The sequence below is a fragment of the Herbaspirillum sp. Her2 genome, from assembly GCF_057961375.1.
This window is the reverse complement of the sequence record NZ_CM176331.1, coordinates 3832808-3858119: the sequence shown is the minus strand read 5'-3', so window position 1 is coordinate 3858119 and position 25312 is coordinate 3832808. Positions and strand designations below refer to the sequence as shown.

Below are 25312 nucleotides of genomic sequence, written 5' to 3'. Positions count from 1 at the left end.
TGAAAAATGCGGCCCGTGGTGTCCCACCGGGCCGCATTTTTCATGGTTCTTCGACGCTCCGCGTTCAGGGCTGCTCGGGCCCCGGCACCAGGAACTTGGACTTGGCGCAATACATCTTGGCGTTGGTATCGTTGTAGACGATCTTGCTGCCGGCCTGCGACTGCCTCATCGGATAGGCCGAATCATCCTCGGGGGTGAAGCGAATGCCCAGTGCGCCCTTGATGGCATCGGTCAGCTTGACCGGCGTGGTGTTGAAATACGCGCCGATGAAGTCGGCCTGGCTGCTGCTGTCATTGACCAGGAAATCGGTGGCCTGCATGCCCCACAGCGTGACATTGGTGGCCTTGAACCAGTAGGCCCCGCCCTCGGTCTTGTAGGGCGGGCCGAAGGCGGCCACGAGGTAATCGAAGAAATACTTGCTGTTGAGCTGGTTGAGGCACAGCAAGGCATTGCCGACCTCAATGCCGAAGCTGGGTTGTGGCGCAGCCTGCGCCGCCGGTGCGCCGGCCACGGCACCGGCCAGCGTCAGCACCAGCGCGCACAGACGCGGGCGCAGGCAGGTGCGCAGGCGAGATACGATCTTCAAACGAACTCCCGGAAATTGCCGTCTTGGCATGTTGTCGGTACGGCACGCAGGGCGGGCCGGGGAGTCGATTGTAGGGGGGATTTGAGATTTTTTCCAAACAGCAGGATATTTTTGTTGCTGGCAGGAATCGTCTGGGGCCTGTTCCCATGCATCTCGCAGATTGCATGGGAACAGGCACTAGCGCTTGCCGCGCAACACCCGGTCGCCGCGGGCCGAGGGTCCTTCCTGCGGTGCTTCGCTGGCGGCCAGGTGGCCCAGGCCATCGAGGAAAGAGGCGATGCCGGTGCCCTTGACCAGCACGCAGGGCTTGCCCAGCTTCTTGCAGGTGCTTTTGACCAGGTGGTAGGCGTTGTGGCTGATGTTGCCGGAGGCGCAGATGACGATGTCGGCGGCGGCCAGCATGGGCGTGAGCCGGTGCAGGTTGTCCTCGCGTCCACCATCGTGATGCAGGAAGCGCCCGGCGCGGGTTTCGATCTCGGCCCGGTAGTGATTGCGGGCACCGGTCAGGCCGCCGACGCAGAGCACACAGCGGTCATCGAGGGACAAGGCGATGGGGCCGGCCGTGGAGGCCGAAGCGGAAGCAGAGGCAGCAGCACGCATGAAGGGACTCGCAGGAAGTGAGTGACGGTCCCAGCCTAACCCCAGTGCCCCGGCTTGCGAACGAATCAATTTGCAGCAGCATATGCGCTTTGCGTTGGCGCAGCGCCACGCCCGGTCAGGCAGCGGGCGGTGGGGCGGCAGGCGTCGGTGGTGTTGCCGGAGCTGCCGCGGAGGATTGCTGTGCGCGCACCTGTCGCTGCATGGCCCGCACGAAGTCCGGCAGGCGGCGGCCATTGCGGTCAGGATAATGGCCTTGTTCGCTCATCTGCCGGACGCGGTCCAGGCGGAAGGAGCGGAAATCGTCACGCGTTTCGCACCAGGCGGCCAAGAGCCAGGTGCCGCCGAAGAAGGCCAGCGCCAGCGGCCACACCACCCGCTGGCTGCTGCGCTGCTGGGCATCGGTGTAATGCAGCAGCAGTTTGTGACGGCTGTTGATGGCCTGGCGGATGGCTTCCAGCCGCTCGCCCTGGCCGCAGTCGTCCTGCATGGCCGGCGCAAAGAGCGGAGTGGCCTCGACGAAATCGCGTTTTTCCTTGGGCAGGGCCAGCACCACCTTGGCCAGCGCCGAGGCCGCCGAGGCGCCCAGCTGAGGGCCGCCCCAGGCTTGCACCATCCGCATGCCGATCACCAGCGCATCGATTTCATCGGCGTTGAACATCAGCGGCGGCAGGTCATAGCCAGGCTTGATGCGGTAGCCGACCCCGGCTTCGCCATCCACCGGCACGCCCGAGAGCGAGAGATCGCGGATGTCGCGATAGACCGTGCGCTCCGACACCGACAGCCATTGCGCCAGCTGGCGCGCCGTGGTGAGACGGCGTCCGCGCAGGTACTGGGTGATCTGGAACAGGCGGTCGGCTCGACGCATGACAGGCGGAGGAAAAAATGATGCGCGCCATTCTGGCACGCATGTTCCCGGCCCGCCACGAACTTCGATGCTGCTGTGCAAGATGCGGGCATGGCGCTGGCCTGGCGAGCCGATCCGGTCCGTTCAATGCATTGCGTGCAAGGCCAGACGATTGCCTTCGCTGTCGATGAACTGGGCGATGTAGCCGATATCGTTGGGCAGCTGGAAGCGCTCCATGGTCACTTCACCGCCGGCCGCCTTGACGCGGTCCAGCACCGCCTGGATCGAGGGGCCGGCATCCAGGTAGATCAGCGTGCCCTGGCGCGTGGGTTCCAGCCAACCCGGCGCGGTCAGGCAGCCGATGGACTGCCCGTCATCGCGCACGAAGATGGCCATGGGGCCTTCCTCGGACAGCTGCTCCTGGCGCAGCTTGGTGGCAAAGACGGCTTCGTAGAAGCGGGTGGCGCGCTGCAGGTCCTTGGTGGCGATCTCGAACCAGTTGACTTGGGTTTGCATGATGTTCTTCCTTTTCTTGGGAGGGGAGCGTTGTCTATGCCGGCTGGCATGGAAGGCATCATGCGCGAGGGCTACTGACAACGTCCTGTCAGTAGCCCTCGCGCCCCCGGGAAGAAACGGTCAGCAATCAGCGCGTCGCCGCCGCCGCCACGCCCTCCTGCTGCGGGTGCTCGCCGCTTTGTTCACTTTCCTTGCGAGCCGCATAGCGCCGCGCCAGTACCGCGCACAGCATCAGCTGCATCTGGTGGAACAGCATGATCGGCAGCAGCACCACCGCCGCCCCGCTGCCGGCAAACAGCACCGAAGCGATGGGGATGCCCGAGGCCAGCGACTTCTTGGAGCCGCAGAAGACCAGCACGATTTCATCGCCGCGCGGCATCTTCAGGGCGCGGGCGCCATAGGTGGTCACCAGCAGCACGGTCCCCAGCAGCACCGCATTGACCAGCACCAGCAAGGCCAACTGCCCCGGCGGGAACAGGTGCCACACACCCTGCGCCACGGCCACGCTGAAGGCGGCATAGACCGACAACAGGATGCCGCCGCGATCGACGACATTGACGATGACCTTGTGGCGATTGATCCAGTCACCGATCCAGGGACGCATCAGGTTGCCCAGCACGAAGGGCAGCAGCAATTGCAGCAGGATGCTCAGCACCTGCGACATGCCGTTGGCTTCGTGATGACGATGCAGCAGCAAGGTCACCAGCAGCGGCGTGATGATGATGCCCAGCAGGTTCGATGCAGTGGCACCGCAGATCGCTGCCGGCACGTTGCCGCGTGCAATGGAGGTAAAGCCGATCGAGGATTGCACGGTGGAGGAGAGCGTGCAGACGAACAGCACGCCCATCCACAGTTGCGGCGTCAGCAGGTCGGGAACGGCGCTCTTCAAGGCCAGGCCTAGCAGCGGGAACAGGATGAAGGTCGAGGCCAGCGTTAGCAAGTGCAGGCGCGGCTGCTTCAGTCCGGACAGGGCCGCCTCGCGCGAGAGCTTGGCGCCATGCAGGAAGAACAGCAGCGAGATGGCCGCATTGCTGGCGATGTGCATGATGTGCTCGAAGCTCCCGGTGGCCGGGAAGAAGGTGGCCAGCAGCACGGTGCCGATGAGCAACTGGGTGAAGCGGTCGGGGAGAAAGCGGTTCATGGCGCGCTCGCGGAAAAAATGAAGGGACGATTCGGGTTGCCCTCATGATAGGAAAGCGCACGGCCATCGGGAACCCCTCTGATCACGTTGACTGTCATCGGAAACTCCGATGATAATGGCCGCATGCTCAATCCGCTCTGGCTCCAGACCTTCGCTACTGCCGCGACCTCGTCCAGCTTCACCGAGGCCGGGCGCCAGCTCGGGCTGACGCAATCGACGGTGAGCGACCACATCCGCCGCCTGGAAGAGAGCCTGGGCCGTCGCCTCTTCGTGCGCGATACGCATTCGCTGGCACTGACCGCTGATGGCGAAAGCCTGCTGGTCCATGCGCGCCTGATCCTGCAGGCGCATGCCCGCGCCGAAGCGCAGTTCAGCGCCCCGCGCCTGCGTGGCCGGGTGCGCTTCGGCACCTCCGACGACCTCGCCATGGGCCCGCTGCCGGACATGCTGGCGGCCTTTCGCAGCCAGCATCCGGAAGTCGAACTGGAAATCACCATCGGCCTCACCAGCGAGCTCTATGCCTCGCTGGACCAAGGCAAGCTGGACTTGCTGGTCGGCAAGCGGCGGGCCGGCGAATCGCGCGGGCACAGCATGTTCTCCACGCCCATGCAGTGGCTCACGCGGCCCGATACCCTGGTTGACCTCACCGAACCCTTGCCGCTGATCCTGCTGCCCGAGCCCAGCATCACGCGTGCGGCCACCTTGCAGGCACTGGGCAAGTCAGGCCATCACTGGCGCATCGTCTGCACCAGCGGCAGTCATGCGGGCTGCATGGCGGCGGCGCGCGGCGGGCTGGGGCTGGCGGCATTGCCGCAGCATCTGGCCTCGCGTGACCTGGTGGTGCCGCTGAATCATGCGGCACTGCCGCGCCTGCCGGATGTGGAATATGTGGCGCTCACCGCGCGGCGCTTGTCGCGGCCGGCGGACACGCTGTACCAGATCCTGATGGCCAGCCGCTTGAGCCGGGGCTGAACAGCACAGCGGGAGCGGGTTTCAGGCCGCCTCGACGATCAGCGCCGGAGCATTCAGTGAACGGATGCGGCGATCCACGAAATAACCACCGGCTTCCATGTAGCGCAGATAGTGGCGTGCGCATTGCGTGCAGCGCGCGATATTGCAGCGGTTGTACGGATACCAGGCCGGCGCGATGGGAGCCTCGGGCGAGGCGTAGCGCGTGCCCTGCGGATGGTATTCGGTGAAGGTCGGTTCGTCGTAGGGATCGGCAATGAGCGTGGCCACGTCCACCAGTTGCGTTTCCGGCAGCGACAGCGGCAGGCTGATCCAGCCGCTGCTGTCGGCCGCGCGGCAATTGCAATCCATGGTGATGGCCGCACTGTCGGCTGCCAGGGCGCGCAGTTGCGCCAGGTCCGGATGGGGGAGCAGGTCTTGCATGAGCGGGAGCAATCAGTGCGTGAGCGCGGAACGGCCTGTGGATAACCGAAGTGCAAATGCTATAAACGATTTATCCACAGGCTGGCGGAAAACAAGAAAAACCCGGGAAAACTACTTTTTCGGGTTGTAGCGGATATCCCCTTCGAACAGCTGTGCGGTGCCGCCACCCAGGTCGGATTGCACCGGCCACACTTCGTGCCCGATGCGCAATTCCGTACCTTCGTAGACGGCCTTGGCGACGATGATGCGTGCGTCCTCGGCGGCGACCATGCCTTCCTTCATCTGGCTCACTTCTTCCAGCAGCACCTTGACCTCGTAGGCCAGCGCCTTGCGCTTGTCGCTGGTCTCATGCAGCAGTTCGGGGGTGGCCTTTTCGGGATTGAGCTTGTAATAGCTCTGCTGCTTGATGGTGCGATCCAGCTCGGCCACCTTGCGCGTGTATTCCTGTTCCTTGATGGCGATCTTCTCTTCCAGATACGGATCGAGGCCGACCTGGACGCGCGTATGCGTGGTGGTGGACGCACCGATCACGTTGGCGCGGATGATGTTGGTCGCTTCCACGCGGCCGCCGATGATGTGGCCGGTACGCGGATTGCCCTTGCCGACCGTGATCTCGTTGCCGGCCAGCAGCTCGCAGTGACGGGCGTTGCCGAGTACCAGGATGTCGTCGGCGGCTTCGATGTGGGCGCTCTCGGCAAACATCACCTGCACCGATTTCTGTGAACTGATGCGCGAGGCAATGGCGGTGGTGCCGGCCTGGGCGGTGACGCCTTCGCTGTGGCCGATCACGCCGCCCTTGACCGTGACGCTGCCGCCGGCCACGATCTCGGCCGCTTCCACGGTGCCGTTGATGACCACGTCGCCGCCCACATTCATCTTCATGCCGGTAAGCACGTCACCGGAGACGCGCACCGTGCCTTCGAAGCTCAGGTTGCCGGTGGAGAGGTCGACGTTTTCCACATCCAGCACCGGGTTGACCTTCACGCCATTCTTGATGACCGTGGGCTGGCCCGGCACGATGGCCACCAGCAGGTCGGGGTCTTCCTCGCTCGGTTCGGCACCGATGCATTCCTTGGCGAAGGGCACGTCGGCAATCGGCCGTGCCGGCACCTTGCCGCCGCGGATGTCGATGCCATCCTGGCCCGGTACCGGTGGCGTGCGGCGCATCAGCGGATCACCGACCTTGACCAGCAGGATGTGGCCCATGTCGGCATAGGAGACCACGGCATCTTCGTCGATGTCGGCCAGCTCTTCTTCCTTCTCTTCCAGCAGGCTCTCGAAACGGGCCGGCTCGGCAGGCGTGGGCATGAGGCCTTGCGCCACCACCAGCTTGTTGCAGAAGCCGGCCGAGAGCGCCCCGCGCAGCTGCTCGTGCAGGATGCCGTAAGTGATGCCGGCGGCGCGGATGGCGTTGACCACTTCCACGCTCTTGGCGCGGCCACCGTAGGGCGGCACCAGGGTCAGCGAGGCCGTCATCAGGTCATCGGACACATCGAGCGAGAATTCACCATCGCGCCGTTCGGCGATGACCTGGGTAACAGGTTCCTTGGCATCCTCGGCCTTGCGCACGAAGCCATTGAGGACCGAATCCTGGAAAAACAGTTTGGTCAGCCCATGATCGGTCATGGCCTGTTTCAGGAAGGCCAGCGTCAGCGGCGGGAATCCCTGTATGGGTTGCCAGGTGGCGCTCAGTTCGCCGCTGGCCCTGTCGAACGCAAACGACAGCGGTTGCGGAGTTGCTTGGTTCATGCTGTTCCTCGATGTAAGGCTGCACCGGGTCTGTCTCGGATCGCTCGCGTGTCATGGCGCCAGCCAGGTACGCGGGGATGTCTTGTCGTGCGATGGAGGTGCGGGCCGTGATCCGGCGCGTTGCTGACCGCACCGGCAAAAAAGCGGCGGCAGTCCCCCTGACGCAATACGGATGACATTGTAATGTGGCAAGATGATCCAGTAATTTGTTCGATAGCACAAGTTTTGCCAATTTTGGCTCTAGATTAGGCTCTTATCGTTGGTTTTATGTTAAGTACCCAAATAGAAGACTTCAAGGGGGAAGATCCTCGCGATGAGGCATTGAGTGCGGCCCGTTATCGCGCTGGCCGCACCAGTACGCTGGTGAGCATCGTGGTCAATATCGCGCTGGTGATGCTGCAGGTCACGGCCGGCGTGTTCTCCGGATCGCAGGCCCTGATTGCGGACGGCATTCATTCGCTGTCCGATCTCATTTCCGATTTCGTGGTGCTGCTGGCGGGCCATCACAGCCGCAAGCAGGCTGACGACGATCACCAATATGGTCACCAGCGTTACGAAACGGCGGCCTCGCTGGCGCTGGGTGCATTGCTGCTGGCGGTGGGCCTGGGCATGCTGGTGTCGGCGGCCCAGAAGATCCAGCACTATGGCGAAACGCCACCGGTCCATGTGGCGGCCTTGTGGGTGGCGCTGGCGGCCTTGCTGGCCAAGGAACTGCTGTTCCGCTACATGCTGCGCATCGCCGAGCGCGTGCGCTCCAGCATGCTGGTGGCCAATGCCTGGCATGCGCGTTCGGATGCGGCTTCCTCCTTGGTGGTGGCGCTGGGCATCGTCGGCAGCCTGGCGGGCTTCACCTTGCTGGATCCGGTGGCTGCGGCGGTGGTGGGCTTGATGGTGGTGCGCACCGGCTGGGGATTTTTCTGGAGCGCGCTGCATGACCTGATGGACCGCGCCGTGTCCGCTGAAGAAGGCGAGGCCATCCGCGCTACCATCCTCGCCACGCCCGGAGTGCAGGGGGTGCATGACTTGCGCACGCGGCGCATGGGCGATCTCACGCTGGTGGACGTGCATCTGGAAATCGATGGCACGCTCACCGTCACCGAAGGCCATGCCATTGCCATCGACGCGCGGCGCCGGGTGCTGGAAGCGCATCCTGTGCTGGATGTGATGACGCATGTGGATCCGGTCGATGCGGTCGATGCGGTAGAGCAGGGTGATGCGTACTGATCGTCACAATGTCTGCCTGGCAATACATTGTGTAGCGTACGCCGCAGCATTCTGACGAACCCGGCACGACAACTTGTCTAGCGCGGCCGTCTTCGTTTAAAATCCGGGCTTCTCTTTGGGGAGTAGCCAGCTTCCGGGTCATCCGGAAGAGCCCGTGTCAACATTCTCGGCAGCATCGCTGCCGTGGCGCGGGTAGCCATCCAGGTAGGCGAGACCATAGACGTATCCTGCGGCCAGGCTGGGCGCGCAGGCGCGTCCATGGACTTTTCGCCCGGCCAAGGAATCCCCGCTCATGAATTTCCCCGCTCTCCTTCTCCTCGCGCTGGCGATGTCCACGGACGCCTTTGCGGCCGCCATCGGCAAGGGCGCCGCCATGCAGAAGCCTCGCTTCCTGCAGGCATTGCGCATCGGCCTGCTGTTCGGCGTGATCGAAGCCATCACTCCCCTCATCGGCTGGTTCGCCGGTTCTGTCGCGACCAAGTGGGTCTCGGAATGGGATCACTGGATCGCCTTCGTGCTGCTGCTGGTGCTGGGTGCGCGCATGATCCGCGAAGGCTTGAGCGACGATGATGAGGAAGAAGAGGCCAGTGCTACCCCGCAGAAGCAATCCGTGGTCATGCTGGCCCTCACTGCGGTGGCCACCAGCATCGATGCCATGGCCGTGGGCGTGGGCCTGGCCTTCATCGACGTCAACATCCTCGAAGCCGCGCTGTTGATCGGCCTGGCCACCACCACCATGGTCACCATCGGCGTGATGGTCGGCCGCGTGCTGGGCCACCTGATCGGCAAGCGCGCCGAGATCATCGGTGGCGTGGTGTTGATTGGCGTGGGCGCGGCGATCCTCTATGAACACCTGAGCCGCGTGGGCGGCTGATATCAGGCTGGTGCCGCCGGACGCAGCCTGGCTGCGCGTTCGGCACAGTAGTCGGCGGCCATCAGGCGGAAGGCCGTGACCGCCGGATTGTCCTGGTCCGCGCGCCAGGCCATGCTCATCTCGGCACGCGGCATGTCGCCTGCCAGCGGACGGAATTCCACCCGGTCGTAATGGAAGCGCTGGGCCGAGGCGGGCAGGATGCCTACGCCCAGCCCGGCACGCACCAGCGACAGGATGGTGTGGCTCTGGTCGATGTATTGCGTGAAATCGGGTTTGACGTCCGCCGCACCCAGCATGGCCATGATGCGTTCGTAGAAATATTTTCCATGCGTGGGCGAATGCATGATGAAGGGCTGGCCATCGAGCTGGGCCGTGGCGATGCGCTCATGCGCGGCCAGCGCGTGGCCTTGCGGCATGGCCAGCACCAGTGGCTCGTCATCCACCAGTTGCAATTCCAGCGGCTGGCGTGATGAGACCGGCCGCAGGAAGCCGATGTCGATGGTGTTGGCGGTGAAGGCTTCCAGTTGCGACACCGAAATCAGTTCGAACAGCACCACGTCGATCTCGGGCAGGCTCTTGCGCGCCTGCATCAGCAGCTCAGGAATCAGCTCATAGCCGGCCGCACCGGTGAAGCCGACCCGCACCCGCCCGGTCTTGCCCTGGCTGGCGCGGCGCACCGTGCTCTCGGCCTGCTCCGACAATTGCAGCAGGCGTGAAGCATCGGCCAGGAACACCCGGCCTTCGGTGGTCAGGCGCACGGTGCGTCCGACCCGTTCAAACAATTGCACGCCCAGCCTGTGTTCCAGCAGATGGATCTGCCGTGACAGGGGCGGCTGGGTCATGTTCAGCAGCGCCGCTGCACGACGGAAATTGAGTTCGGTCGCAGCGACCACGAAACAACGGACTTGAGCCAGATCGAGCATGGGGATTCGCCGGTAAGGGGAGCGTGCATTATAGGCAGTTACGCTCCCGGCCACGGCCATGATCCTGTTCAGGTGGTGAGGCTGCCCTCCGGCCGCTGTCCGGCCAGACCTTGCGCCAGGCTGGCCAGCACCATCTCGCCCATGGCCGTGCGCGACTCCACGGTGGCGCTGGCGCGATGGGCTTGCAGAACCACCTGGTCCATTTGCAACAAGGCCGCCGGTACGTTGGGTTCATCCACGAACACATCCAGACCCGCACCGGCGATCACGCCGCGCTGCAGGGCATCCACCAGATCCTCTTCCACCACCAGCTTGCCGCGCGCGATGTTGATGAGGATGCCTTCGCGTCCGAGCGCACCGAGCACGGCGGCATTGATGATGCCTTGCGCCTTGTCGGCGGCGGCCGCCAGGACCAGCACATCGCTCTCGCGCGCCAGTTGCAGCAGCTCGGCCTGGAAGGTGTAGGGCAGGTCCTCCATGGCGCGCAGGTCGGTATAGGCGATCGGGCAGCCGAAGGCCGCTGCGCGCTGGGCGATGGCGCGGCCCACCTTGCCCATGCCGACGATGCCCACGCGCTTGCCGCTCAGGCGGCGCGACAGTGGAATGGCCGTCGGCGAAGGATGGCGCACCCAGTCACCGCGCTGCACGAAGGCATGGCCCGGACAGATCTGCCGGCTCACCGCCAGCATCAGCCCCAAGGCCAGGTCAGCCACATCCTCGGTCAGCGCGCCGAAGGTGCCGGTCACCGGCAGGCCCTTGCTGCGCGCATGGTTGAGGTCCACCGCATCGGTCCCGACACCATTGACCGCCACCACCTTCAACGCCGGCAGGCGATCCATGAGCGCATTGCTGATGCCGGTGTGGCCGCCGGTGATGACGCCTTCGATCACCGCACCATGGCGCTCGATGTAGGCTTCCTTGTCGTCCTGCTCGAACAGGCGGTGCATATGATAGAGGCTTTCCAGCTTGTCGTTGATGGCCGGGACCAGGATGGGATTGAGCTGCAGCACGTGGCGTTTCATGGGGGGACTCCTTCTCGTTCGGTGGCAATGCCGGCGGATGATGCGGGCATTCGGGCAGGGCGTCCAATCCGAAAAGGCTATCAATTGATTCACGAAATGGTGACTGATTCGGTATCAGTATCGATTCAATCCGCACATCACCTGATAGCCAGAAAAGATTGGACGCCATGCAGGGCCGCCGCCATGATTCCCAGCGTCGGCCACCGAGACACGCAGGGGCCGCAATGAATGCCGGGCGTCAACAGATCCCTCCGGGGACACACAACAAAGCCCGCCACCCGCACAGGAGACAAGCATGAACCTGGGATCACCCCGGACCGGCCGCACGCTGCCGTCCTGAGCGCGGCAGTGCCACGCCATTGCCGCCATCCATAACGATAAACACGAGACACGCCCAAGGAGTCCGACGATGAATCACGTCGACGCCGCCGACCCGGTCGGCCGCCGCAGTTCCGCCGCATCCGCCTCATCCGCAGCCCCGGCCGCCAGCGCGTCCGCACCGCTGGCCCAGCAGAAACCGACCCGCTATCGCTGGGTGGTGATGGGCCTGATCTTCATGATCTGGGCCATCGCCTGCGCGGATCGCGCCAATTTCGGCATCGCCCTGCCTTACATGAAGAAGGAGTACGGCATCTCCAATACCGAAGCCGGGATGATCGTGAGCCTGTTTTCGTTTGCCTACGGCATCGTGCAGATTCCGGTCGGGCTGATGTACAAGCGCCTGAGCGAGAAGACCACCGGCATTCTCTTTTCCGTCTTCATGCTGCTGACTTCGCTGTTCACCGGCCTCATGGGCACGACCTCCTCGGTGCTGCTGTTGCAGCTCTACCGCGTCGGCCTGGGTTTGTCGGAAGGTCCGCTGGGCATCGGCTGTACCAACGTCATCAATCGCTGGTTCCCGCCCGAGGAAAAGGGCACCGCCACCGGGCTCTGGATTGCCGCCTCCAAGCTCGGCCCGCTGATCGTGCCGACGGTCTGCATCATCGTCATCCAGCTCTGGGGCTGGCGCGAAATCTTTTACGTATTTGCGGTGCCGGGCATTTTCCTGGCCATCCTGTGGTTCTTCCTGGTGACCAATTCGCCGGCCGAGAATCGTTTCTGCAATGAGGCCGAACGCCGCTACATCACGCAGGACGTGCCCGCCGGTCCGGCCAGCAGCGGCGCACGTCCGGCCCAGGGCGCGCAAGTGGCACCGATGCCCTGGCTGGACGGCATCAACCGGACCCGCCGCGTGCCGCGTCTGGAAACGCTGCGCCAGGTCTTCACCTCCTGGAACGTGATCGGCGTGGCCATCGGCTATGGCTGCATGATCGGCATCAGCAACATCTTCATGTCATGGATCCCGACCTACCTGGTGACGGTCAAGGGGTTTGCCTCGGTGAAGATGGGTTTCCTGGCCTCGGCTCCGTTCATCGGTGCGGTGGCCGGCAACATGCTGGGCGGGATCATCTCGGATCGCCTGCTCGGTGGCCGCCGCAAGCCCATGATGCTGCTGGGTGCGCTGGGCACGGCCGTGATGACGCTGATGCTGGTGGAAGCCCCGGACAGCGTGCTGTACCTCGGAGCCATGCTGATGTTGTCGGGCCTGATGCTGGGCATCGGCTTTGCCGGGTATTCTGCTTATCCCATGGGGCTGGCGACCAAGTCCACCTATCCGACCGCGTTCGGCATCGTCAATTCGCTGGGGCAGATCGGTGGGGCTTGCGCCCCCCTGGCGGTGGGCATGCTGCTGGATCGCTATGACTGGACCAGTGTCTTCCTCTACATGGTCGGCACCTCGCTGCTGTGCCTGGTGCTGCTGCTGAGCGTGGTGGAACCGATTACCGTGATGAAGGCCGGAGAGGAAGCCTGAGTCTCATCTGAGCCGTGAAAGCGCGAAGGGCCCGCCATGGTGCGGGCCTTTTGCTTGCCTGAAGAGGCTATCCATGTTGTTTTGGAATAATATCCTACGGATATTAATAGGCATCGAATTATATATTGGACAAACACTCTCCCCGAAGGCACTCTTGGGCTCCCTTTTTCCCTAAGCAGCCCTGAGGAGACACCCATCATGCCGACCTACCGTTCCTATACCACCACCCAAGGCCGCAACATGGCCGGCGCGCGTGCGCTGTGGCGTGCCACCGGCATGAAGGATGGCGATTTCAGCAAGCCCATCATTGCGGTCGTGAACTCCTTCACCCAGTTCGTGCCCGGCCACGTGCACCTGAAGGACCTGGGCCAGCTGGTGGCGCGCGAGATCGAGGCGGCCGGCGGCGTGGCCAAGGAATTCAACACCATCGCCGTGGATGACGGCATCGCCATGGGCCACGACGGCATGCTGTATTCGCTGCCCTCGCGCGACCTGATCGCCGACTCGGTGGAATACATGGTCAACGCCCACTGTGCCGACGCCATGGTCTGCATCTCCAACTGCGACAAGATCACTCCGGGCATGCTGATGGCCGCCATGCGCCTGAACATCCCCGTGGTCTTCGTCTCCGGCGGCCCGATGGAAGCCGGCAAGGTCATCAAGACCGTCAACACCGACAAGAAGGTCATCAAGCTCGACCTGGTCGACGCCATGATCCAGGCCGGCGACAAGAACATCTCCGACGCCGACGTGGCCGAAGTGGAACGCTCGGCCTGTCCGACCTGCGGTTCCTGCTCGGGCATGTTCACCGCCAACTCGATGAACTGCCTGACCGAAGTGCTGGGCCTGTCGCTGCCGGGCAATGGCACCGTTCTCGCGACCCACGCCGACCGCAAGGAACTTTTCCTGCGCGCTGGCCGCCTGATCGTCGAACTGGCCAAGCGCCACTACGAACAGGACGACTACAGCATCCTGCCGCGCAACATCTGCACCAAGGAAACCTGGGAAAACGCCATGGCCCTGGACGTCTCCATGGGCGGCTCCACCAACACCGTGCTGCACCTGCTGGCCGCAGCCCACGAAGCCAAGGTGGAATTCACCATGGCCGACATCGACCGCATCTCGCGCAAGGTCCCCTGCCTGTGCAAGGTCGCGCCGATGACCAACAAGTACCACATCGAAGACGTGCACCGCGCCGGCGGCATCATCGCCATCCTGGGTGAGCTGGCCCGTGCCGGCCTGCTGGACACCTCGCGTCCGACCGTGCACAGCAAGACCCTGGGCGAAGCCATCGAGAAATTCGACATCCGCGTCACCAGCGATCCGGCCGTGCACAAGCTGTTCCGTGCCGCCCCCGGTGGCGTGCCCACGCAGACGGCCTTCTCGCAGGAAGAGCGTTTTGAAGACAGCGACCTGGACCGCGCCAACGGCTGCATCCGCGATCGCGAACACGCTTACTCGCAAGACGGCGGCCTGGCGGTCCTGTACGGTAACATCGCCGAGAAGGGTTGCATCGTCAAGACCGCTGGCGTGGATGAAAGCATCCTGAAGTTCTCCGGCACCGCACGCGTCTTCGAGAGCCAGGATGCGGCTGTGGAAGGCATCCTGGGCGACAAGGTCAAGGCCGGTGATGTGGTCATCGTGCGCTATGAAGGCCCCAAGGGCGGCCCCGGCATGCAGGAAATGCTGTACCCGACTTCGTACATCAAGTCCAAGGGCCTGGGCAAGGCCTGCGCGCTGTTCACCGATGGCCGCTTCTCCGGCGGTTCCTCGGGCCTGGTGATCGGCCACGCGTCGCCGGAAGCGGCCGAAGGCGGTGCCATCGGCCTGGTGGAAGAGGGTGACATGATCGATATCGACATCCCCAACCGCACCATCAACCTGCGCATCTCCGGTGAAGAGCTGGCCAAGCGCCGTAGCGAGATGGACGCTCGTGGCGACGCCGCGTGGCAGCCGGGCAACCGCCAGCGCGTGGTCTCGCAGGCACTGCAGGCTTATGCGGCGCTGACCACGTCGGCTGATCGCGGTGCCGTGCGTGATTTGTCGCAGTTGAAGCGTTGATACGTGCGACGTCACTGACCGCGACGAAACGACGCTGCAAAAGCAAAACCGCCCGGTGCGAGCCGGGCGGTTTTTTTCTCCTGCGCATTGAGGTTGCGCGGGCTTACGCCTTGATCGCCGGTCGCATATGCGTAGACGCAAACGCCAGCCCTTCTTCGAAGGACGACAGCACCATGTCCACCTGTTCTTTCACGGTCGTGGCCTCTACCTCTTCATTGAAGAATGAGGGGCGGATGGTGACCAGCAGCGCATGCGGCAGGTTCTCGCGCAGGTCATGCACCACCGCCATCCACGCCTCCAGCTTCTCGCGCACCGGATAGACCAGGAACACGATGGATACCAGTTCCGCCTTGCTGGTATCGGGCTGTTCATCCTCGGGCTGGTCCAGCGTGATGCTGCGGGCATCGATGCCGGTCACGCGCAGCGCATGCACCAGCAGTTCGGAGAGCAGGTCATCGCGCTCCCCGCGCAAGCCGCCGCACAGCACCACCGAGCCCTGCGGCACATCCAGCGAACCCTGCCAGCGGCCCAGCCGCGCCTGACGCAGTTCGCGCAGGTGTGCGCCGACGCCGCTGTTGAGCAATGGCACTTCGCGCCGGCGACGCAGGCTGCGTGGTGCGCCCGGGCTTTGCGTGAGCACTTCGGTGAGCTGCGACACCGAATGCAGCAGCCGTTCCTGCTGCGCACCCTCGATGCGGCCATGGCGCAGGTCCAATGCCGCCAAGGCCAGGCCCGGCAGCAGGATCTGGTCGCAATACTTGGCGAAGCTCTGCTTCTGAAGATGGCCGCGTGCATCGCGGATGATGGCCTCGGATTCACCGGCCAGGGCGCGCTGGTAGAAGCGCTCAGCGTGCGTCATGTCCGGCGCTTCGCCCAGCAGGATGGTGATCGGTTCGAGTGCGGCCACGTGGCGTCCGGCCACCACCAGGCACAGCGTCAACGGGGTGGAGAGCAGCAGGCCGATGGGGCCCCACAGCGTGCCCCAGAACAGCGCCGAGACGATCACCGCCAGCGGAGAGAGACCGGAGCTGTGACCATACACGCGCGGTTCGATGAAGTTGGCCACGATCACTTCCAGCCCCACGTAGAAGGCCAGGAAGGATAGCGCCAGCCACCAGCCTGGATCAATGGCGGCGATGAAGACCGAAATCATCAGTCCGGACGCCAGCGCGCCCAGGTAAGGAACGAAACGCAGCACCCCGGCCAGCGCACCCCACAGCACCGCATGCGGCACGCCGCCGGCGGCCAGCACCGCGCCCATGATGAGTCCGAACACCAGGTTGACCACGAACTGCGAAAAGAAGAAACGCGACACGCCCTCGGCGGCATCGCCCAGCGCCTGCATGGTGCGGCTCATCTCGGTCAGCCCGGCCAGGCGGATCAGGCGTTCGCGCAGGGACTCCTGTTCCAGCAGGATGAACACCAGCAGCACCAGCACGATGCCGGCCTGGCCGATCGGCCCCCAGGCCAGCGCAAACAGCCGCCGCAAGGCGCCGCGCACCGACATGCGGGTATCGGTTTCGGGCGTGGCCGCCGCTGCAGCGGCGGCGGCTGCGGTCCGGCTGTTTTTCTTGCCGCTGCGCGCGCTCTCCGGAACCGGCTGCGGGATTACCGCGCTCAGTTCGGCTTCCAGCCTGGCGAAGGGGCGCTCGGCCATGGCGCGCACGCTTTCCACCTTGTCCTGGATACCTTCGCGATATTGCGGCAGGTCGCTGGTCACGCTCACCAGCTGGAAGGTCAGCACCACCGCCAGTGCCACCAGGCAGCCACCGACCAGCAGCACCGAGACCATGGCCGCCGCCGCCCGGTTCAGGCCCAGGGCATCGAGTTTCCTCACCAGCGGCAGGATGATCAGGCTGGCGATGCCGGCTACGGCCAGCGGAGCCAGGATGTCGCGGCCGAAGTAGAGCATGCCCAGCACCACGGCAGCCCCCAGCAAGGTAGTGGAGCTCAGGCGCGAGAAGGCGGAAGTCTTGAGGTTTTGCATGGCGTGGATGTGGGCAGGAAGGCAGGCCGGTCAGGAATGCAGCGCGAGTATAGCCGTTGCCCTTGCGGTGCGCGCATGGCGGCTTGACGTTTTCTGCACCATGCCGCGCAAGCTCAGCTGTGGCGCGGCTTGCGGACGGGCCAGTTCAGCGGATCACTTCATACAGTTCCAGTGGCAGCCCATCCGGATCGGCGAAGAAGGTGAAGCGCCGGCCCGTGTATTCATCCACGCGGATGTCTTCCACCACCACGCCACTGGCCTCCAGCTCAGCCTTGCTGGCAGCCACGTCGGCCACGGCAAAGGAGAGATGGCGCAGGCCGCAGGCCTCGGGGCGCGAAGGACGGGGCGGCGGTTCAGGGAAGGAAAACAGCTCGATCTGGCTGCCATCGGGCAGGCCCAGGTCCAGCTTCCAGGAGTCGCGCGCCTGGCGGTAATGTTCGGCGATCACGCGCAGACCCAGCAGGTCCACATAGAAGGCCTTGGAGACGGCATAGTCGGAACAGATGACGGCCACATGATGAATGCCTTGCAGTTGCATGGAATGCTTTCAGGAAAAGGGTTCAGCCGGGACGGCCTTTGGCACCCGCACCGTGCTGCGCCAGTCCGGCACAGACCGCGCGCACCTTGTCGCGCAGCCAGCGGTGCGCCGGGTCCAGCTCCACGCGCGGATGCCACATCAGCGAGACGATGATGGGAGCGGTCGCGATCGGCAATTCGAACAGATGGATGCCGGACGCGCTGCCATCCTTGCGCGGCGCGCCGGCCGTGGTCAGGAAGGAGCGCGGCACCATGGCCACCAGGTCGGAGTTGCGCACCACCGCCAGCGCACCGGGAAAACTCGGCACCACCGCCACCACCTTGCGCACCAGACCGCGCTCGGCCAGCGCGGCATCGAGCGGACTGGCGCGGTCGCCGCGCGGCGAAGCGCTCACGTGTTCATAGGCGCAATAGCGCTCGGCACTCACGCGCCGCAGGGCCGCCAGCGGATGGCCGATCCGCACCGCACCGACGAAACGGTCACGGAACAGGGTCTGCAGGCGCACCTCCGGTCCCATCTCGCTGGCCACGCCGATTTCGAGATCGGCACTGCCTTCACGCAGGGGCAGCGGACTGCGCTCCACCTTGGGCGCGAAGCGCAGGCGCACCAGCGGCGCTTCGCGGGTGACGGCACGGATGAGCGCGGCACCACAGGCTTCGATGAAGCCCTCGTTGGCGCGGATGGTGAAGTCGCGCTCCAGCCGCGCCACATCCAGTTCCGGTACCGAAGGGCGCAACACCGAGCGCGCTTCATGTACCACGTTGCGCACACGCTCCTGCAGCGCTTCCGCGCAGGGTGTCAGGACCATCTGCCGCCCGGCCCGCACCAGCAACTGGTCGCCGGTCGCCTGGCGCAGGCGCGTCAGGGTGCGGCTCATGGCCGAGGCGCTCAGGCCCAGGCGGCGCGCAGCCCCGGCCACGCTGGCTTCGGCGATGAGGGCATCCAGAGCGATCAGGAGGTTGAGGTCGGTATCGGGCATGGCGGCATCCTAGCATGCGAGGGGTGACATGGCGTCCCGTGCAATGATCCAATGCAAGCCATGCGTCTTCCGCCTTGTCTCGCGGCTGGCTATAGTGAAGACCTGATTCGATCTTCCCAAGCGATCCCCATGTCACTCTTTACCGACCTGCCCGGCGACGAAGGCCTGCCGGGCGTGCAGCGCCGCCGCGCCATGCTGGCTGTCATGATGGCCACCACCATGGCTGTGTTCGACGGCACCATCATCAACGTCGCCCTGCCGCAGATCAGCCTGGCCCTGCAGACCTCGGCCGCGGCTTCCGTGTGGGTGGCCAACGCCTACCTGCTGGCCACCGCGATGACGCTGGCCGCGTTTGCGGCCCTGTCCTCACGGCTGGGCTTTCGTACCCAGTTCACGGCCGGGCTCGCCGTGTTTACGCTGGCGTCGCTGGGCTGCGCCCTGTCGCGCTCGGTGGATCTCCTCATTGCCATGCGCGTGCTGCAAGGGCTGGGTGGCGCGGCCATGCTGAGCATTGCGCCGGCCATCCATCGCACCGTCTTTCCCAATCGCCTGCTGGGCCGCATCCTTGGCCTCAATGCCGTGCTGGTGGCCGCCAGCACCGCCGTCGGTCCGGTACTGGGCGGCACCTTGCTGGCCGCGCTGGGCTGGGAGTGGATCTTCCTCATCAACGTCCCGCTGGGCATCGTCGCCGTGCTGCTGTCGTGGAGTGCCATTCCGGAAACACGCAAACCGGCCCAGGCACCCTTCGACGTGGCCGGTGCGCTGTGGTCGGCGCTGGCCATGGGTGCCATCATCATGGCCGCCGACACCTGTGCGCGCTTTGCCGAACCGGGGCAGGGCACTCATGCCATGCTGGAGGCGGCAGCCTACGCGCTGGTGGCGCTGCTGGCCGGCACCGCTTTCGTGCGCGGGCAGCGCCGCGTGCCGGAGCCGCTGTTGCCGCTGGACATCTTTGCCAATGCGCGTTTCTCGCTGGCCGCACTGACCTCGCTGGCGTCCTTCGTGGGGCAGGGCATCGCCTTCGTGGCCTTGCCCTTCCTGTTCCAGAACGGCTATGGCTATACCGCGTTTGAATCGGCGGCGCTGTTCACACCCTGGCCGCTGGGCATCGTGCTGGTGGCGCCGCATGCGGGCAAACTGGCGGACCGCCATTCCCCCGCGCTGCTGTCGAGCCTGGGCCTGGCGCTCTTTACGGTAGGCCTGGCTTTGCTGGCGCTGCTGCCCGATCACGCCCAGGCCTGGGACATCGGCTGGCGTGCCCTGGTGTGCGGCATGGGCTTCGGTTTCTTCCAGAGTCCCAACAATCGCGAGATGTTGTCCAACGTTGCCCGCGAACGCAGCGGCAATGCCTCCGGCGTGCTGGCCATCATGCGCACCTTCGGCCAGTGCCTGGGCGCCGCCTTGCTGGGTACGGTCCTGGCGATTTACCCCGCCGGTGCCGTCGCGCAAGGGGAAGTGCGCATGAGTGCGGCGCAGGATGGCGAGGCGATTCGTCTCGCACTGTGGATCGCGGTATTGGCCACGGCGCTGGCGACTGCGGTCAGCGCCAGCCGTCTTCGGCGCAAGGCGCAATCGCCCGCCTGATCTGCCCTCGCGGGCCATGGTGCAGAAAACGTCAACGCCCGCCGAGCTCATCATTGACTGAAATGTACCCAAATTGGTAACTTTTTAGTGAGCCGATAAATCCTCGCTGATTCTCGCTTTGTCCCGGCAGGCAGGAGCATAGACTGCTTCTGCTTGTCGGCGGACTGACTGCAACAGGGCGAACCACAATCACAACAGCGTCCCGCTTCACCCCTCCTCGCCCACTCAAGCGTTCAGGTCCCGCAGTCCTTCCCGGGCAAGCTCCGTCAAACTCTCTCCGGCCTCACCTTCCATCGGCCGGGGGATACCGCAAAAGGGGGCAATACCATGGGCAAGTTGAAAGTCGTGACCAGGCTGGCGTTGGGCTTCGGCCTGATTCTCGTGTTTCTGCTGGGCATCTCCGTACTGGGCATGGCAGGCATGTCGCGCATCAATGATGCACTCACCGACATCACTGCCATCAATAATGCCGAAACCAAGTTGGTTACCGTCTTGCGCAACGCATTGAGTCAGCGCGCCATCGCGATTCGCAATATTGCCTTGCTGGAAGATCAGGAAAGCATGCGCGTGGAGTCGCAGACATTGGCGCGGCAGGAAAAGATTTACGCCGATGCCTTGCTTGCGCTCGACAAGATGTTCAGCACGGAAGCCGCTACCACCGAGCGCGAGAAGCAGCTGCTGTCGAAGATCAAGGCCGATGAAGCCGCCACCGTGCCGCTGATGGCCAAGGCGCTGCAGCTGGGTCTGGACAACAAGCCGGCCGATGCCGTGAAGGTGCTCATCACCGAAGTGCGGCCCAAGCAACTGGCCTGGATCAATTCGCTTACCGAGCTGGCCGATTTTGAAGACCAGCTCAATGAGGAAGCTGCCGCCGATGCACGTACTACCTACGCCTGGCTGCGCACGGTGATGCTGACCGCCGTCGTGCTGGCGCTGCTGGTGGGTATTGCCGCCTCGGCTCTGATTGCGCGCAGCATCCTGCGCCAGCTGGGAGCCGAGCCGTCGGAGGCGCAGGCCATCGCGCGCGAGATTGCCTCGGGCGATCTCACCGCCACGGTGCGCCTGCGGGACGGCGACGGCTCCAGCCTGATGGCTTCCATCGAGCAGATGCGTTACCAGTTGAACGTGATCGCACACGGCATCAAGTCGGCGGCCGAGACCATTTCGGTGGCCAGCGGCCAGATCGCACAGGGCAACTTCGACCTCTCGCAACGTACCGAAGAACAAGCCGCCTCGCTGGAAGAAACCGCCGCCAGCATGGAAGAGCTGACCACCACCGTGCGCCAGAACACCAGCCACGCCGCCGAGGCGCTGCGCCTGTCGGGTGGTGCGGCCGAGACGGCAGCCACCGGCAGCGAAGCCTTCGATCGCGTGGTCTCGACCATGGACAAGATCTCGGCCAGCTCGGGCAAGATGGCCGACATCATCGGCGTGATTGAAGGTATCGCCTTCCAGACCAATATCCTCGCCCTCAACGCAGCGGTGGAAGCGGCCCGTGCCGGTGAGCAGGGGCGCGGCTTTGCGGTGGTCGCCTCGGAAGTGCGCTCGCTGGCGCAGCGCAGTGCGGTGGCGTCCAAGGAGATCAAGGACCTGATCGGGGAATCGATGGCGCATGTTGGCGCTGGCTCGCAACTGGTGGCCAGCGCCGGTGAGCAGATGAGCGGCATCGTGGCCTCGGTGCAGCGCTTCGGCGAGATCATGAACGAGATCGCCACCGCGACCCAGGAACAGGGCAGCGGCATCGAGCAGATCAACACGGCCATCGTGCAGATGGATCAGGTGACCCAGCAGAATGCGGCACTGGTGGAAGAAGCCAGTGCGGCAGCGCAGTCGCTGTCGCAACAGGCCAGTGGCTTGCTGAAGGTGGTGTCGATCTTCAAGATCCGCCAGGATGCCTCGACCATGCCCGGCAGTGGCCATGCATCGCCTGCTGCACCGGGCTTGCAGGGCGCGCCGCTGGCGGCCCTGCACTGAGACTGGCTGCGCGAAGCAGTTGCAGGCCGGCGCTTGCCGGCCCAGCGAGCCTCAGCCCTGGCCGCCGTCTTCCTCGTCTTCGTCCTTGGGGACGAAGACCATGCCGGTCTTGGCGTTGTAATCCATGAGACCGGCATAGCGGCCCCAGGCGATCATGGTCTCGAAAGTCTTTTCGGGATTGTCGTAGGGCAGGGCGCTGCCGATGTCCTTCAAGACGCGTTCGGCCTCGATTTCTTCCGCTTCGCCCAGCACCGCCAGGATGATGTGGAACAGACGCAGCTTGTAGACCTGCTCGGCGAAGATGGCGCGCTGTCCCTTGCGGTCGGCGGCCACGAAGCGGCGGCCGAGGTCGGTCAGGTAGACCTCCTGCTTGGGCGTATCCACCAGTTCCAGGATCTCGGCGGCCTTCACGGTGCCGATGGTCTCGCCGAATTCCTTGCCGATCTCGTCCGAGATGTCGTAGATGTTGTTCAGTTCCGGCTCGTCGTGCAGCAGGCTCATCAGGCCCAGGATCTGGCCCACCGGGATCAGCGGGATGGATTCCATGCGCTTGCGTCCGCGCGAGATCGGCTCGCCCGGCACATGCACTTCCGGCGGCAGGTCGGGCAGGGAGAGCGTGGTGATGGCTTCGTGGATGATGTTGACCAGGCGCTGGAATTCCGGGCTCTTGGAGTCGCGCGGATAGGGCAGCGGATTCTCCAGCACCAGGCCCAAGCGGCCCGGACGCGGGAATACCACGACGATGCGGGTAGCCATTTCCACCGCTTCCTCGATGTTGTGGGTGACCATGAAGATGGAGGTCAGGCCGCTGTCCGGGGCACGCCACAGGCTGATCAATTCCTGGCGCAGGTTCTCTGCGGTCAGCACGTCCAAGGCACTGAAGGCTTCGTCCAGGCACAGCAGTTTGGGCTTGGACACCAGCGCGCGCGCAATGCCCACGCGCTGGCGCATGCCGCCCGAGAGCTCACGCGGATAGGCGCTGTGGTAGTTGCCCAGGCCGATCAGTTCGATGGCGCGGTCCACTGCCGCATCACGTTCCTCGCGGGTCGGGTTGTGCGACATCAGGCCCACGGCCACGTTCTGTTCCACCGTCAGCCACGGGTAGAGCGCAAAGGTCTGGAACACCACCGAGGCATCGCGATTGACGCCATTGAGCTGTTTGCCGGCGGCCATGGTGTGGCCCGAGCTGGGTTCGACCAGGCCGGTCAGGCAGCGCAGGATGGTGGACTTGCCCGAGCCGGACTGGCCCAGCAGGGCCAGCAGTTCGCCCTCGTGCACGGCCAGGTCGATGTTGTCCAGCACCTTGAGCTCGTGGCCGCCGGCGGTGTTGTAGGATTTGCTGACGGCGCACAGTTCAGCGACGGCGGGACGTTGTTGCGGAGAAGTCATGGTCATGGCGTGGCTCAAGGTCAATCGAGGCGGAAACGGCGTTCGGCGAAGGCATACAGGCGACGCCAGACAAACTTGTTCATCAACACGACGAACATCGACATCACGCCGATGCTGGCGATGATGAGGGGCGTGTCACCGGATTTGGTGACTGCCGAAATATAAGCACCCAGGCCATCGGCCTTGAGCGAGACATCGCCCCAGCTGGCCAGCTCGGCCACGATGGAGGCATTCCATGCGCCACCGGCGGCGGTACAGGCACCGGTCACCCAGAACGGGAAGATGGCCGGCAGGATCAGGGTCTTCCACAAATTCCAGCGCGACAGGCCATACATGCGGGCGGCTTCCTTCAGGTCATTGGGAATGGCCATGGCACCGGCGATGACGTTGAAGAGGATGTACCACTGCGTGCCCATGGCGATCAACAGGATGCTGCCCCAGTTCATGCTGACGTTGGCGGCCACGAACCAGCCCACCACCAGCGGGAAGGTCATGTTGACCGGGAAGGACGCGCCGATCTGCGCCAGCGGCTGGGCGAAGCGGGCGATGTGCGGCTTGGAGCCGATCCACACGCCCACCGGGGTCCAGATCAGGGTGGCAATCACGGTCATGGCCAGCACCCGCAGCATGGTCAGGAAACCCAGCCAGACGATGTGGCCGAACAGGCTCCAGCTCATGGCCCCGTGCAAGGCATCGATGGCGGCCACCAGTCCGCGCAGGGCTTCGAAGATCAGCAGGCCGCAGATCGCGCCGGTGATGACGCGCTTGGTCCAGCGCTCACGGGTGATGCGGGCCGGCGTGGGCGCGGCCGAGGTGGCCGGACGACGGCGCGCCAGCCAGTCGCCCAGCGGCAGCCACAGTTTTTCATCAAGCCAGGTAAAGACGTAGGAGCCGCGCAGCAGGTCATACACCCACGAGGTCGGCGGCGAGGTCGATTCGGTCAGTTCGATCTTGAACTTGTCGGCCCAGGCCAGCAGCGGCCGCCAGACCAGCTGGTCGCTCACCAGGATCAGCGCCAGCATGGCGATGACCGCCCACAGTGCCGCCGTATGGTCGCCCTGGTCGATCGCCTGGGCCATGTAGGAACCGAGGCCGGGCAGCTTCAGGTCCTTGTTCATGACGCTGATGGCTTCGCTCTGCGCCACGAAGAACCAGCCGCCGCCGAAGGACATCATCGAGTTCCAGATCAGGCTGTGCGCCGAAGCCGGCAGCTCGACCGTGCGGAAGCGTTGCCACGCGGTGAGGCGGTAGGTGGAAGCGGCTTCCTGCATGTCGGTCGGGATGGTGACCATGGAGTGATAGAAGCCGAAGGCCATGTTCCACACCTGGCCGGTGAAGATGGCGAAGATGGCCGCGCATTCCACGCCCATCAGGCTGCCCGGGAACAGTGCCATGAAGCCGGCCACGGTGGCCGAGAGGAAACCCAGCACCGGCACCGATTGCAGGATGTCCAGCGCTGGCAGGATCAGGGCACGCGCGCGGCGGCTCTTGGCGGCCAGGTAGCCGGTGCCGATGGCGAAGAACAAGGAAAACGCGAAGGCGATCCACATGCGCAGCAGGGTGCGGCCGGCGTAATAGGGGATCATGGCGGGCGAGCTGTCGACCTCCAGCTGGTCGGACGGATCGAAGTGCACCAGCATGCCCTTGCCGAAGTGCAGGGCGCTCCACAGCAGGCCGAACAGCACCGCCAGCACCAGCGCATCGATCCAGCCGAAGCCAGGCTTGACTTCTTCATAGGCCGTCAGTTGCGGCGAGGTGGTCTTCATTGTCATGGCGGCGAGGCTGGATGGCGGTGTTGGCGGTAAGTGCGGTTGTGGCGGTGTTGGCTCGGCAAGGCATGGTCAGGCGCGCCGAGACCGGTCGTGCACGATCCATTCATGACCGATCCGTCACCCCCCGGGACCGGCGCGTCACTGTATCAAGGAATTCTGACAGTTTCTTGACCAGCTTTCCGGAGGCCGACATTTGGTTCTTCGCTGGAAGCAAACTTGTGGCTTAACGCCTTGGAGACGAAAAAGGCTGACGTCCGCCGAATTCGATCCGCAACGTATCGCCATGTCGCCAACAAAAAAGCCGC

The 25312-nt window shown here is 64.5% G+C and carries 21 protein-coding genes and 1 riboswitch; of the genes, 7 read left to right on the top strand and 14 right to left on the bottom strand.

Going from position 1 to position 25312, the window contains the following annotated elements:
* Window positions 1-64: 64 nt before the first annotated feature.
* The 5 genes from ACWHXP_RS17530 to ACWHXP_RS17510 all read right to left on the bottom strand — a co-directional run bounded on the left by ACWHXP_RS17530 (window position 65) and on the right by ACWHXP_RS17510 (window position 3687).
* Window positions 65-586, bottom strand: coding sequence for a hypothetical protein (locus ACWHXP_RS17530; RefSeq protein ID WP_034331888.1), 522 nt, complete (start codon window positions 584-586; stop codon window positions 65-67).
* A gap of 177 nt (window positions 587-763) precedes the next feature.
* On the bottom strand, window positions 764-1186 hold the full coding sequence (locus ACWHXP_RS17525) for a DUF2325 domain-containing protein (RefSeq protein WP_489635434.1): 423 nt from the start codon (window positions 1184-1186) through the stop codon (window positions 764-766).
* A gap of 115 nt (window positions 1187-1301) precedes the next feature.
* Window positions 1302-2051, bottom strand: coding sequence for a helix-turn-helix transcriptional regulator (locus tag ACWHXP_RS17520; RefSeq protein ID WP_343741477.1), 750 nt, complete (start codon window positions 2049-2051; stop codon window positions 1302-1304).
* A gap of 123 nt (window positions 2052-2174) precedes the next feature.
* Window positions 2175-2546, bottom strand: a complete 372-nt coding sequence (locus ACWHXP_RS17515) for a VOC family protein (RefSeq protein ID WP_489635435.1) — start codon at window positions 2544-2546, stop codon at window positions 2175-2177.
* A gap of 127 nt (window positions 2547-2673) precedes the next feature.
* On the bottom strand, window positions 2674-3687 hold the full coding sequence (locus ACWHXP_RS17510) for a bile acid:sodium symporter family protein (protein WP_489635436.1): 1014 nt from the start codon (window positions 3685-3687) through the stop codon (window positions 2674-2676).
* A gap of 123 nt (window positions 3688-3810) precedes the next feature.
* Between ACWHXP_RS17510 and ACWHXP_RS17505 the strand changes: the two genes are divergently transcribed.
* The gene (locus ACWHXP_RS17505; protein ID WP_034331884.1) at window positions 3811-4659 is read left to right on the top strand and encodes a LysR family transcriptional regulator; all 849 of its coding nucleotides are present in this window, start codon (window positions 3811-3813) and stop codon (window positions 4657-4659) included.
* A 21-nt stretch (window positions 4660-4680) separates the two neighbouring features.
* On the opposite strand, the gene ACWHXP_RS17500 is transcribed toward ACWHXP_RS17505, so the two are convergent.
* Window positions 4681-5079 (bottom strand): hypothetical protein, encoded by a 399-nt coding sequence (locus ACWHXP_RS17500; RefSeq protein ID WP_209533619.1) that lies wholly within the window; start codon window positions 5077-5079, stop codon window positions 4681-4683.
* Between the two features lie 111 nt (window positions 5080-5190).
* Window positions 5191-6828 (bottom strand): flagellar assembly protein A, encoded by a 1638-nt coding sequence (locus tag ACWHXP_RS17495; protein ID WP_489635437.1) that lies wholly within the window; start codon window positions 6826-6828, stop codon window positions 5191-5193.
* A 267-nt stretch (window positions 6829-7095) separates the two neighbouring features.
* On the opposite strand from ACWHXP_RS17495, the gene ACWHXP_RS17490 reads away from it, so the two are divergent.
* A complete protein-coding gene (locus ACWHXP_RS17490; protein WP_489635438.1) occupies window positions 7096-8052 on the top strand; it encodes a cation diffusion facilitator family transporter in 957 nt (318 codons plus the stop codon).
* Window positions 8053-8155: 103 nt separating this feature from the next.
* Window positions 8156-8337: riboswitch (yybP-ykoY riboswitch) on the top strand.
* 7 nt (window positions 8338-8344) lie between these two features.
* Complete coding sequence (mntP, locus tag ACWHXP_RS17485; RefSeq protein ID WP_134135569.1) at window positions 8345-8926, top strand: manganese efflux pump MntP; 582 nt, start codon at window positions 8345-8347, stop codon at window positions 8924-8926.
* Between the two features lie 2 nt (window positions 8927-8928).
* On the opposite strand, the gene ACWHXP_RS17480 is transcribed toward mntP, so the two are convergent.
* Entirely contained in the window at window positions 8929-9849 is a 921-nt protein-coding gene (locus ACWHXP_RS17480; RefSeq protein WP_489624568.1) for a LysR family transcriptional regulator, read from the bottom strand.
* A 68-nt stretch (window positions 9850-9917) separates the two neighbouring features.
* The gene (locus tag ACWHXP_RS17475; RefSeq protein ID WP_489635439.1) at window positions 9918-10871 is read right to left on the bottom strand and encodes a 2-hydroxyacid dehydrogenase; all 954 of its coding nucleotides are present in this window, start codon (window positions 10869-10871) and stop codon (window positions 9918-9920) included.
* A 409-nt stretch (window positions 10872-11280) separates the two neighbouring features.
* Here ACWHXP_RS17475 and ACWHXP_RS17470 point away from each other — a divergent pair, with 409 nt between their 5' ends.
* Both ACWHXP_RS17470 and ilvD read left to right on the top strand, forming a co-directional pair.
* Window positions 11281-12723 (top strand): MFS transporter, encoded by a 1443-nt coding sequence (locus tag ACWHXP_RS17470; RefSeq protein WP_489635440.1) that lies wholly within the window; start codon window positions 11281-11283, stop codon window positions 12721-12723.
* A gap of 198 nt (window positions 12724-12921) precedes the next feature.
* Window positions 12922-14784 (top strand): dihydroxy-acid dehydratase, encoded by a 1863-nt coding sequence (ilvD, locus tag ACWHXP_RS17465; RefSeq protein ID WP_121042856.1) that lies wholly within the window; start codon window positions 12922-12924, stop codon window positions 14782-14784.
* Window positions 14785-14887: 103 nt separating this feature from the next.
* Here the strand turns inward: ilvD and ACWHXP_RS17460 are convergent, their stop codons facing one another.
* From ACWHXP_RS17460 to ACWHXP_RS17450, 3 genes are all read right to left on the bottom strand, one after another.
* Complete coding sequence (locus tag ACWHXP_RS17460; RefSeq protein ID WP_489635441.1) at window positions 14888-16771, bottom strand: AI-2E family transporter; 1884 nt, start codon at window positions 16769-16771, stop codon at window positions 14888-14890.
* Window positions 16772-16916: 145 nt separating this feature from the next.
* On the bottom strand, window positions 16917-17309 hold the full coding sequence (gene gloA2 / locus ACWHXP_RS17455; RefSeq protein ID WP_489635442.1) for an SMU1112c/YaeR family gloxylase I-like metalloprotein: 393 nt from the start codon (window positions 17307-17309) through the stop codon (window positions 16917-16919).
* A 22-nt stretch (window positions 17310-17331) separates the two neighbouring features.
* Window positions 17332-18288, bottom strand: coding sequence for a LysR family transcriptional regulator (locus tag ACWHXP_RS17450; protein WP_252697222.1), 957 nt, complete (start codon window positions 18286-18288; stop codon window positions 17332-17334).
* A gap of 129 nt (window positions 18289-18417) precedes the next feature.
* Between ACWHXP_RS17450 and ACWHXP_RS17445 the strand changes: the two genes are divergently transcribed.
* Both ACWHXP_RS17445 and ACWHXP_RS17440 read left to right on the top strand, forming a co-directional pair.
* Window positions 18418-19872 carry an MFS transporter gene (locus ACWHXP_RS17445; RefSeq protein WP_489635443.1) on the top strand — a complete coding sequence of 485 codons (1455 nt, stop codon included), beginning with the start codon at window positions 18418-18420 and terminating at the stop codon, window positions 19870-19872.
* Window positions 19873-20199: 327 nt separating this feature from the next.
* The gene (locus ACWHXP_RS17440; protein WP_489624572.1) at window positions 20200-21846 is read left to right on the top strand and encodes a methyl-accepting chemotaxis protein; all 1647 of its coding nucleotides are present in this window, start codon (window positions 20200-20202) and stop codon (window positions 21844-21846) included.
* Between the two features lie 51 nt (window positions 21847-21897).
* Here the strand turns inward: ACWHXP_RS17440 and ACWHXP_RS17435 are convergent, their stop codons facing one another.
* Together ACWHXP_RS17435 and ACWHXP_RS17430 are read right to left on the bottom strand one after the other, a co-directional pair.
* On the bottom strand, window positions 21898-23241 hold the full coding sequence (locus ACWHXP_RS17435; RefSeq protein WP_039789920.1) for an ABC transporter ATP-binding protein: 1344 nt from the start codon (window positions 23239-23241) through the stop codon (window positions 21898-21900).
* A 14-nt stretch (window positions 23242-23255) separates the two neighbouring features.
* Window positions 23256-25001, bottom strand: coding sequence for an ABC transporter permease (locus tag ACWHXP_RS17430; protein WP_039789481.1), 1746 nt, complete (start codon window positions 24999-25001; stop codon window positions 23256-23258).
* Window positions 25002-25312 lie beyond the last annotated feature (311 nt).